The organism is Micromonospora sp. NPDC005173, assembly GCF_040608515.1.
Lineage (GTDB): Bacteria > Actinomycetota > Actinomycetes > Mycobacteriales > Micromonosporaceae > Micromonospora.
In genome coordinates this window covers 1-9,313 of record NZ_JBEXIK010000087.1, presented here as the reverse complement: position 1 = coordinate 9,313, position 9,313 = coordinate 1, and the positions used below count along the sequence as shown (strand labels likewise).

Sequence of the window (9,313 nt, the reverse complement as noted above, 5' to 3'; positions counted from 1 at the left end):
GGCCCAGAAGCGCGACCAGGGCGAAGTCGTTCGGGTTTGTCGACAGCCGGGCGGTGGTGATCAGGGCCTCGAACTGCAGGTGACCCAGCCCGAGGTCGGTGACATGTTCGTTCAGGTGAGGGGCGACGGCGGCCTCGACTGGCATCAGGTTTGAACAGGGTGGTCGACCTGCTCGGCCAGCTCGCCGACTCCGGCGGGCCGTCGACTGACCTGTGGTCCACCGGCCGGCAGGCGATCGCCGCGTTCAACCGGAGGGTGCTGGCCGACCACGCGGCCGCCTGATTCATCATTCGGGCAGGTGGCGACGGTGAATAGACGCATTGGACAGTCACCACGACGGCACTGAATGCCCGAAGGTGCCGTTGCGCCTCGTGAGACGCCCCCGGATCATGGCCGTGGCACATCGTTACGCACGGGCCATTCTTCGGGGGAAACCGCCGTGGCGGAGATCAATCACTTTGAGTACGGGTGGATCACGCCCGCGTTGAGCTACGCGCTATCGGTGCTCGGCTCGTTCCTGGGCCTGATCTGTGCCACCCGCATCCGCATCGCGAGCAGCGCAGGCCAGCGGGTCTGGTGGGGCGGGTTGGCCGCCTTGGCGATCGGCGGCACCGCCATCTGGACCATGCACTTCATGGCGATGCTCGGCTTCGCCGTCGAGGGTACCCGGATCCGGTACGACCTGCCGATCACCGCGGCCAGCGCGGTCTTCGCCGTGGTGGCGGTCGGCATCGGACTGGCCATTGCCGGCACCGGGCGGGTGTCCGTACTGCGCATCGTCGGCGGCGGCCTCTTCACCGGCGCCGGGGTCGCGGCGATGCACTACACCGGCATGGCGGCGATGCGGCTCGACGGACGGCTCAGCTACGACCGGACCCGGGTGGTGCTCTCGATTGTCATCGCGGTGGTCGCCGCCGCGGTGGCGCTCTGGCTGGCGGTGACCGTCCGCCGAGGCCTGGCGATTTTCGGCTCCGCGCTGGTGATGGGCGTTGCGGTCAACGGCATGCATTTCACCGGGATGAGTGCCCTCTCTGCGCACCTGCATCCGGGCGGGGGCGAGGTCACCGGTGCGGACGTGAGCACCCTGCTGGTGCCGATCATCCTGGCGGTGATCTTCGTGGTGGTCGGCCTGGTCTACGCGCTGCTTGCGGCCCCCACGGACGAGGACCGGGCCGCAGCGGCGTACCTGAACGGCCGGCTCACCGCCGAGCCCGCCGACCGATCGGGCGAAGTGACTGCGGACCCGGTAGGGCTCCGCGCCCGGCCGACCCTGGGGCGGCCGGGCACGCCGTTCCCGTCCCGCCCGGACCGTGCTCCCCTCTGACGGATCGCGTCGGTCGTCCGTGAGGTGGGCGGCTCTAGCTGGCGTCCTGCCGGGCAGCCAGCGCATCGACGAGGCGGCGGCCGAGGCCGTGGACTATCGGGCCGCGAACATCCGCGCCGGATTCGTCTACGTGATCTCCAACATCGGGGCGTTCGGCGAGGACGTCGGAACTAGTGACGCGACCACCCACAACGCCTTCCGGCATCACGAGCACGGCGCGCACGGCGCCAGCGTCAAGGCCAAGCCCCTGCGGGGTGGGCCCACGGCCCAGCCGTTGACCCCGGCACCGCACACACGCCTGCCCGAAACCCAATGCCGGAACCGGAAAAATCAACGTCAGCCGGTCAAAATCCCAGCCTTGACCGGCCCCGCTCCTTCATGGATGACACAGAGAGGTGCCAGATCCGGTCGTTGCGCGGCCACGACCGACGCCCTGATCGCGGCAAGAGAGTGCTGATGATCATCCGGCCGCAAGGCTCTACCTCCCGGCCAACCGGCCGCGGGCTGGACTCAGGCATTGCCCGGCACTTAGGTGTCTTTGCTGACGAGGTAGGGCCGATCTGCACGCGGCGTAGGTCGGAGCCGGCCAGGACGGTGAGGGCGTCGTGGCGGCCGTACAGGCCGGCGCAGAACGAGGTGAGCAGACCTCACCGTCTCGCCTGCTGACTCAATCGGTGGTACGACCATAGACAATCAGAGCCCAGGTGAGGCAGCCGAACGCGGCCGTGCTGGCCAGCGCGCGGACGATGTTCCAGGTGACCCAGCTGGATTCGAAGTGCTCGCGTACGGCTGCGAGATCGGCGATGTGGCCGGGATTGCCGGCCGCCGCGAGCTTGTCGTTGAGCGGGACGTTGACGGCGGTGGTGATGATGAACATCGTCAGGTACAGGGCGAACCCGCCGATGATCCACGGCAGCGCCGGGCGGCCTTCTCCACGCCAAGCCAGGAGAGCCGACAGTGCGGCGAACACCAGTGCGCCCAGGAAGCTCAGCATGAACCAGCCGTTGACGATGGTCACGTTGATCCGCTGCATCGTGTCCACGAACGTCCGGTCGTCGGCCCCTTTGAGTGCGGGCATGACCGCGTAGGCGAAGGCGGCGAACAGCCCTGCCATGAGCCCGGTGGTGATGATGGCGGCGACCAGCGACACGTTCTGTGCGAGTCTCATGGTGTCCTATTCCTTGTCCCAGATGCCGGTGGCGGCGGTGTCGGTGGCGTAGTCGGCGAAGTCCCGGGGCTGCCGGCCCAGGGCGCGCTGAACCCCGTCGCCCAGATGGGCGTTGCGCCCGTCCAGCACGGTCGTGAACAGGTACATCAGCAGCTCGACGACCCCCTGCGGAACCCCGTCGGCGGTGAGCGCGTCCGCGTAGTCCGCAGAGGATACCTGGACGAATTCGATCCGCCGGCCCGTCGCTGTGGAGATCTCGGCGATCGCCTGGGCGAAGGTGAGCAGCCGGGGTCCGGTCAGCTCGTAGACCTGCCCCGCGTGCCCGTCCTCCGTCAGCGCCGCCACGGCCACCTCGGCGATGTCGTCGGCGTCCACAAATGGCTCGGGCACGTTCCCGACCGGGAGGACGACCTCGCCGCCCAGCACCGGCTCCAGCAGATAGTCCTCGCTGAAGTTCTGGCTGAACCAACTGGACCGCAGGATCGTCCACTCGACCCCGGCCGACTGGATGAGCTTCTCGCTCGCCTGGGCCTCGTCCTCACCGCGACCGGACAGCAGTACCAGCCGGGAGACGCCCGACGCCACCGCTAGCTCGGTGAACGCGCCGACCGTCTCGGGTGCGCCCGGCACGGCCAGGTCCGGGTAGTAGGACACGTACACCGTGCCGACGCCCTGCAGCACCGGCGCCCAGGTCGCCCGGTCCGCCCAGTCGAACGGCTGCCCTGCGGAGCGGGAACCGACCCGAACGGGCACTCCGCTCCCCTGCAACCGCTCCACGATGCGGCGGCCGGTCTTGCCGGTTCCGCCGAGGACCAGGATCGTCTGCTGCTCTCGTTCGTTCGTCATATCGATCATTGAAGTGCAGCGGCGTGAGACTTTACATAGCCATAGCGCGCAGCTTTGTGTTTAATCGTCTACGTGGACGCAGTTGCCGGTCTTCTCGACGGACCCCGAGCCCAAGGAGCTTTCCTGCTTCGCTCGGTCCTGACCCCGCCCTGGTCGATGCGGATCGAGGACCAGGCGCCGCTCACCCTGGTGGCCATGGTCCGGGGCGATGCCTGGGTCGTTCCCGAGGAGAGTTCGGCTGTCCGGATCAGTCCTGGGGATGTGGCGATCATTCGCGGCCCCGGCCCGTACACCGTCGCCGACGAGCCAGCCACGCCGCCGCAGGTCATCATTCATCCGGGACAGCTCTGCACCACCCCAGACGGGCAGGAGATGCCCGAGATGATGGGGCTGGGCGTACGCACCTGGGGCAACAGCCCGGACGGCCCGACAATGCTGCTCACCGGCACCTACACCATGCAGGGCGAGGTCAGCCAGCGGCTCCTGAGCGCACTGCCGCCACTGCTGCTCGTCCCGGGCGACTCCTGGGACTCCCCACTGGTCCCGCTGCTGGCCACCGAGATCGTTAAGGACGACCCCGGTCAGGAAGCGGTCCTCGACCGGCTGCTCGACCTGCTGCTCATCGCCGCGCTACGCGAGTGGTTCGCCCGACCCGCGGCCAAAGCCCCCGCCTGGTACAGGGCGCACAGCGATCCCGTCGTCGGCCGGGCCCTGCAGATGCTCCACAACAACCCGGCCCAGCCCTGGACCGTGGCGTCACTGGCCGCCAAGACCGGGGTCTCCCGGGCGGCGCTGGCCCGCCGGTTCACCGCGCTGGTCGGCGAACCGCCCATGTCATACCTCACCGAGTGGCGGCTGGCCCTGGCCGCCGACCTGCTCCGCGAGCCGGACGCCACCGTCGGCGCGGTCGCCCGGCAGGTCGGCTACGGCAGCTCCTTCGCCCTGAGCACCGCCTTCAAACGCATCCGCGGCGTCAGCCCCCGGGAACACCGCCTGGCCGCCCGAACGTAGCGGGCCATCGGCATCGAGGCGGCGATGCCCAACGACACGGCCTCGAACTACATCAGGGCGCTTGCGGCGAGCACCAGTGAACCCGAACTGCTGAACGCCGCAAACAAGGTCTTGCCTCTCGCCTGCCTCCTTGAGGTGGCCTGAACGCCCCGCACCGACAATTAATCTTCGTGGGCGACTAACCGACGGCGGGCGAAGCGTCCGCTCATCGGCTACTTATCTACTGGTGCTCCGACCGCAGGCCGGCCAGGCTTGGTCGAGGTGACCGGCGGGTTGACTCTCTCATCGGCTGCCACTGCGGTTTGGTGTTGACCGGGCCCCGGTTGGTGGTCCACCGGCTATGAGAGCGTTGGTTGCCGGTTGGTGATCCACTGGTCGTGGAAGGCTTCGGGGGTGAGCCAGTCCAGCGAGCCGTGGGGTCTGTAGGTGTTGTACTCGACGCGCCAGTCTTCGGCCAGTACCTGGACTTCCAGCAGAGTGTCGAAATGCTCGCAGGTGAGGAACTCGTCGCGGAAACGGCCGTTGAAAGATTCGCAGATCCCGTTCTGCCATGGGGATGCGGGGTCGATGTAGGCGGGGTCGACGCCGCTGTGGCGGCACCAGCCGGTCAGGGCGTGGGCGGTCAGCTCGGGGCCGTTGTCCATCCGGATGTGCTCCGGCCGCCCGCCGAGCCGGGCGATCAGTTCGTCGACGACAGCGACCGTGGCGTCCGCGGTGAAGAAGCGGGCCGCGCGGGTGGCCAGGGCTTGACGGGTGTACTCGTCGACGACGTTGAGGAACCGCACCTGCCGGCCGTTCGCAGTGACGTCGACCTGAAAGTCCAGGGCCCACATCTGACCCGGACGCGTCGCGCGCGTCCGCTGATGACGGCCCGGTCCGGCCCGCCGCTTCTTGCGCACCCTCGGCGGGCGTTCAGGCCCTCGTCGAGCCACAGCCGGCGGGTGCGTTTCCGGTTGACCACCAGGTGCTCCCGGGCGGCGATCCCGTGGGCTTTGCGCCGTCCCCACCGCGGATACTCGGCGGAGACCTGCCGCAGCCTGGCACGCAGCACCTCATCGGCATCACGAAGGGCTGGGGCGGGCCTGCGTTGCGCAGAGCGGTGCTGCCCGACCACCCGGCACGCACGTCGCTGGGACACTCCGAAGCGCTGCTGCAGCACCGTCACGGCGTAGCGGCGGCGCTCCGGACTCACCAGTTTCCCCGGTTCAGCTCCGTGAGCATGTCGATGTCCACAGCTGATCGGCGACGACCTTCTTCAGCCGGGCGTACTCCCGCTCCAGGTCCTTGAGCCGCATGGCGTCATCGGCTTTCATCCCGCCGTACTGCGCCATCCACCGGTGCCAGGTCGCGCACACGCTTGTCTGCGCGAGCGTTCGGCGCACCGCGCCTCGTAGAGTCGCGCTGCGCCCGGTCAGTGGCAGATCAGCGCACGTGATCATGGGTAGGACCGGACAAACGCCAGCTGCGAGCCAGCCGTCGAGGCTGCCGCCGACCGATGGGCGACTGTTCAGGCCACGTCGTAGCAGCGGCGTACACGGTCCAGCCGGCCAGCGCGCAGGTCGGCGTCTGGAATCCAGAAGGAGACGTTTACGATCTCGCCCCACGCCGTACCCCGTTCCGCCTCCACCTGCAGAAGGGGCCGGTGCCCCGGCGGGTGGGACGTATCGGTGTCGCAGTACCCGAGCAGACGATGCCGGGGTGCAGGCAACAACGGCCGAAGCTCCTCCAACAGATCGATCAGCTCGACGATGTGGAGGCCCAGCGCCTTGTCGACGTCATCCCGCAGGTTGGGTAGAGACGGCATCAGCGCGGCGTCCAGTGTCAGGGCGGGGATGGTGGCGACCGCTTCTGCTCCGGACCCGGCAGGCAGGTGCAGCACCTGGCAACCGTCGTCGCCGTGCTCGTAGTCGTAGGTCGCGGAGAACTCGTCGTCGTGGAAGAACAGCAGGTACCCCCGGCGTGGGAACGGCCACTCCGCGCCTAGGATCGGGGCCATCCGCGCGCAGTCCACGTGCGCCAGCAACAGCATCGGCGCTTCCCGGTAGACAGGCCACGCGAACGGTCCGGTCCTTGGCGCGCCGCCGATCATGCTGCCGCTCGCTGACGCTTCGGTCCGTACGGTAAATCCGACCGATGGCCGCGCCAGGGCAAGGAAGCTGTCCGCAATCTCCGGCACCAGCCGGCGCCTGATGATGGCTTGGACATCAGGGGAAAGATCCATCGCGGCCGAGTCTTCCATAGCTTGAGCCAAGTGGCGCCACCGCACTGTTCTCGACATGGTCGGATGTGCCTCACCCGCTGGGCTGCCAACGGCCGACCAGCGGTAACGGAGACCACCGCAGGCCGCCGAATCGATACACGGCGTCGCGACCCTGCCCGCTCATCGCTGCCCGGCGGCTCCTCGCAGCCAGTCGGCCCACTGGTCGGCCTCCTCCAGCCGAGCGAACCCGTTTAGCGCCGCGGCCGCCAGCCCGGCTGGCAGTGGACCGCGCTCACGCAGCTCCCGCCGCTGGGCCAGGTTGAGTTCCAGTACCCGGAGGCCGGGCAAATCCGCGACCCGGTGCAGGTCGCTGACGTCGGCCCCGGACAGGTCGAGGTGGGCGAGGGCCGGCAGGCCGGCCAGCGCCACGATCGCAATCGGGGAGCGGGAGGCGAGCTTCAGCCCCCACAGGGTCGGATGCCCGCCCAGCGGCGGAAGGTTGATCTCGGCGGCGTCGATCGACAGCCACTCGACCGGCACGCCGGACGGGAGGGCCGCCGTGACCGCTGTCGCACGGTTGATCGAGACACTGCGCAGATAGTGGAGTGGCGCAAGCTCCGCCAGATCGAGGACAGCGCCGTCGTTGAGGCAGAGCTCCTGCACGTCGAGCTCCGCGAGAACGTCGGCGACCCGCCGCTGCCCCACCTGCTCGGAGTGGCTGTACTGCGGATGGACCGAGGCGCGCCGGGAGGTAACGTCGTCGCGCAGCACCGCGAGCACGTTGTGCAGCAACTTACCAAGTATCGGACACGGCCATCTGCGATCCGCGGATCCGGGGCAGTGTGCTGTCCCATGCCGTCCTGTCGTACCTATTCGGCGTGGTGATCGTGGCGGGTTCCGTCAACCTCATCGCCGACCTGGCCCGCTGACCCGGTCGGACTTACCGACCGGTTGGTGGCACGCACGGAGCTCAACGAAACATGCTTCGCTGGCTTCTGACCTACCACTCCGAGCGGGCGCCATGTCGCGGCTGACGTCCGCCCTTGCCACCTCGATCTCATCCTCATTGGCCTGAACCACGTCCGTCTCCTCCAAGCGCATCAAGAGACATCCATCAACGCTTGCTTCTGCGCCGGTGGCTGACCGGCACCACGTCCAGGTCACGACGTCTTGGAGCCAGTCGAACAGCACCAGTGCGTCCGCCCGCCACAGTGCCAGCTCGACCCTCGGGAGGTGTTCATCCACGCCAGCAGCGGCGTACAGGTCGACTCGTCCATGGCGACGGTCTTGCTGCCTTCTGGCTGCTTTCGCACAGCCAATCGTGCGGGGTTGTGGCATCCGGTTCAGCTCACCGGTTCGGCGACGGCACGGACCGCCGCAGGGCCGCCACGACCGAGGATCCGGCCGTCGGCAGCGCCACGCTCGGCTACGTACCGGACTGGGCCGTCGCCATCGTCGTGCCAGCCCGCAGGGTTGCCAACGCACCGCTCCAGGCCGCCAACTGGTCGAGCATCGTGTTCACCGCATCCACCTGATGAGGGCCGGGCTTGAAGACGCTGAAGTTCTCGAAGTCGGTGAAGAGCGAGAGTGCCACCTGTGCCCGTACGTCCGCCATCTGCAACTCGGCCACCACCAGGCGCAGGTGCTCCACTGCACGGGTGCCGCCGACGCTGCCGTAGCTGACGAACCCGGCGGCCTTGTTGTTCCACTCGGCGTAGATGAAGTCGATCGCGTTCTTCAGCGCCCCGGATGTGGAGTGGTTGTACTCCGGTGTCACGAAGACGTACCCGTCGAAGGAGGCGATCTTTTCGGCCCATCGCAGGGTGTGTGGCTGGGTGTACTGGCCCATCGACGGGGGTGTCATCTCGTCGAGGTGTGGCAGGTTGAAGTCCTTGAGGTCGACGAGTTCGTACTCGGCGTCGCCACGCTTGGTGGCGATGTCGTGCACCCAGCGGGCCACCGCCTCCCCGTTACGACCGGGACGGGTGCTGCCGATGATGATGCCGATTCTGGTCATTGTCGCCCTTTCCTTCTATCCCGACACGCTCGGGAGCCGTTGGCGGTTACCCCATCTGCATGGCTTCTAACGGACACAAGGCGATCCGATCGCCGCCGGCAGCAGCAGCAGCCCGGAGGGAACCTGCCGTCCCGTCTGCCCTCGACCCGCCCTCCTGGGGAGCGGGCCGCCGCCCGGCCCGCCACGTCAAGCGGACCTTGACGCCCGTACGGACGCTGGCGGGTCGGGCGGTGGTCTGCTCGGCTTGGCCGGGTCGATGGCAAGCGGGATGGCCTACCGCAACCACCCACGGACCGCGACCCACCTGCGGAGCCCCGGCCATCCTGGAGCCGGAGCGCCCCCGCCGGAGGCGCCCTAACCGCAACCCTGCGGCCGCCGCCAGCTCGCCGACGCGGCCGGCGTGCGCTTCCCTACGCCGTGCGGGATGCTGGCCGCGCGGCTCGGCCGGCTGCCGGCCCCGCACACCACCCGTCAACTGTCTCTCGTTCTGCGGCGGCCTGTCCCGTCACGGGACATGCTTGACGCTCACGTCCCACCTGATGCCCGACATGATCCTCAAAGTGCGCCGCGGAAGCCTTCACGGTCCGCGACACGGGCGCGCATCGCGGGATGGCCGAATCGCCGGCGATGGGCTGCCACGCCCCGTAGCGATCGGATCGCGGCTACCTGTTAGCTGGTGGTACGACCGCAGCCCGGCCAGGCTTGGTCGAGGTGACCGGTGGGGTCGCTCTCATCGCGGCTGCCCAC

12 protein-coding genes are annotated in these 9,313 nt (G+C 68.5%); 5 read left to right on the top strand and 7 right to left on the bottom strand.

The annotated features are described in order from the left end of the window. Nucleotides 1-150: 150 nt before the first annotated feature. The 3 genes from ABZV00_RS37390 (at nt 151) to ABZV00_RS37380 (ending at nt 1,781) form a co-directional block, all read left to right on the top strand. Nucleotides 151-282 carry a hypothetical protein gene (locus ABZV00_RS37390; protein ID WP_355615260.1) on the top strand — a complete coding sequence of 44 codons (132 nt, stop codon included), beginning with the start codon at nt 151-153 and terminating at the stop codon, nt 280-282. 157 nt (nt 283-439) lie between these two features. Further along, nucleotides 440-1,324 (top strand): MHYT domain-containing protein, encoded by an 885-nt coding sequence (locus tag ABZV00_RS37385; protein ID WP_355615257.1) that lies wholly within the window; start codon nt 440-442, stop codon nt 1,322-1,324. An 88-nt stretch (nt 1,325-1,412) separates the two neighbouring features. Then, nucleotides 1,413-1,781: a hypothetical protein gene (locus ABZV00_RS37380; protein ID WP_355615255.1), complete on the top strand. Its 369-nt coding sequence runs from the start codon at nt 1,413-1,415 to the stop codon at nt 1,779-1,781. Between the two features lie 210 nt (nt 1,782-1,991). Here the strand turns inward: ABZV00_RS37380 and ABZV00_RS37375 are convergent, their stop codons facing one another. After that, nucleotides 1,992-2,474, bottom strand: a complete 483-nt coding sequence (locus ABZV00_RS37375; RefSeq protein WP_355615252.1) for an anthrone oxygenase family protein — start codon at nt 2,472-2,474, stop codon at nt 1,992-1,994. Nucleotides 2,475-2,498: 24 nt separating this feature from the next. Next, entirely contained in the window at nt 2,499-3,338 is an 840-nt protein-coding gene (locus tag ABZV00_RS37370) for an NAD(P)H-binding protein (RefSeq protein WP_355615249.1), read from the bottom strand. A 72-nt stretch (nt 3,339-3,410) separates the two neighbouring features. Here ABZV00_RS37370 and ABZV00_RS37365 point away from each other — a divergent pair, with 72 nt between their 5' ends. After that, the gene (locus tag ABZV00_RS37365; RefSeq protein WP_355615246.1) at nt 3,411-4,349 is read left to right on the top strand and encodes an AraC family transcriptional regulator; all 939 of its coding nucleotides are present in this window, start codon (nt 3,411-3,413) and stop codon (nt 4,347-4,349) included. 338 nt (nt 4,350-4,687) lie between these two features. Here ABZV00_RS37365 and ABZV00_RS37360 read toward each other — a convergent pair whose 3' ends face one another. The 4 genes from ABZV00_RS37360 to ABZV00_RS37345 form a co-directional block, all read right to left on the bottom strand. Next, entirely contained in the window at nt 4,688-5,248 is a 561-nt protein-coding gene (locus ABZV00_RS37360) for an integrase core domain-containing protein (RefSeq protein ID WP_355615243.1), read from the bottom strand. A gap of 306 nt (nt 5,249-5,554) precedes the next feature. Continuing rightward, nucleotides 5,555-5,731 (bottom strand): transposase, encoded by a 177-nt coding sequence (locus ABZV00_RS37355; RefSeq protein ID WP_355615240.1) that lies wholly within the window; start codon nt 5,729-5,731, stop codon nt 5,555-5,557. Nucleotides 5,732-5,856: 125 nt separating this feature from the next. Then, nucleotides 5,857-6,588, bottom strand: a complete 732-nt coding sequence (locus ABZV00_RS37350) for a DUF1963 domain-containing protein (RefSeq protein ID WP_355615237.1) — start codon at nt 6,586-6,588, stop codon at nt 5,857-5,859. Between the two features lie 141 nt (nt 6,589-6,729). Further along, nucleotides 6,730-7,341 (bottom strand): hypothetical protein, encoded by a 612-nt coding sequence (locus tag ABZV00_RS37345; protein ID WP_355615234.1) that lies wholly within the window; start codon nt 7,339-7,341, stop codon nt 6,730-6,732. Nucleotides 7,342-7,364: 23 nt separating this feature from the next. Between ABZV00_RS37345 and ABZV00_RS37340 the strand changes: the two genes are divergently transcribed. Then, complete coding sequence (locus tag ABZV00_RS37340; RefSeq protein ID WP_355615263.1) at nt 7,365-7,478, top strand: hypothetical protein; 114 nt, start codon at nt 7,365-7,367, stop codon at nt 7,476-7,478. Between the two features lie 497 nt (nt 7,479-7,975). Here the strand turns inward: ABZV00_RS37340 and ABZV00_RS37335 are convergent, their stop codons facing one another. Beyond that, nucleotides 7,976-8,566, bottom strand: coding sequence for an NAD(P)H-dependent oxidoreductase (locus ABZV00_RS37335; RefSeq protein ID WP_355615231.1), 591 nt, complete (start codon nt 8,564-8,566; stop codon nt 7,976-7,978). Nucleotides 8,567-9,313: the final 747 nt, after the last annotated feature.

Excerpts from the sequence above, each read along its gene's own strand:
- ABZV00_RS37335 (WP_355615231.1), bottom strand. The coding sequence starts at position 8,566 with ATGACCAGAATCGGCATCATCATCGGCAGCACCCGTCCCGGTCGTAAC.
- ABZV00_RS37350 (WP_355615237.1), bottom strand. The coding sequence starts at position 6,588 with ATGGAAGACTCGGCCGCGATGGATCTTTCCCCTGATGTCCAAGCCATC.
- ABZV00_RS37370 (WP_355615249.1), bottom strand. The coding sequence starts at position 3,338 with ATGACGAACGAACGAGAGCAGCAGACGATCCTGGTCCTCGGCGGAACC.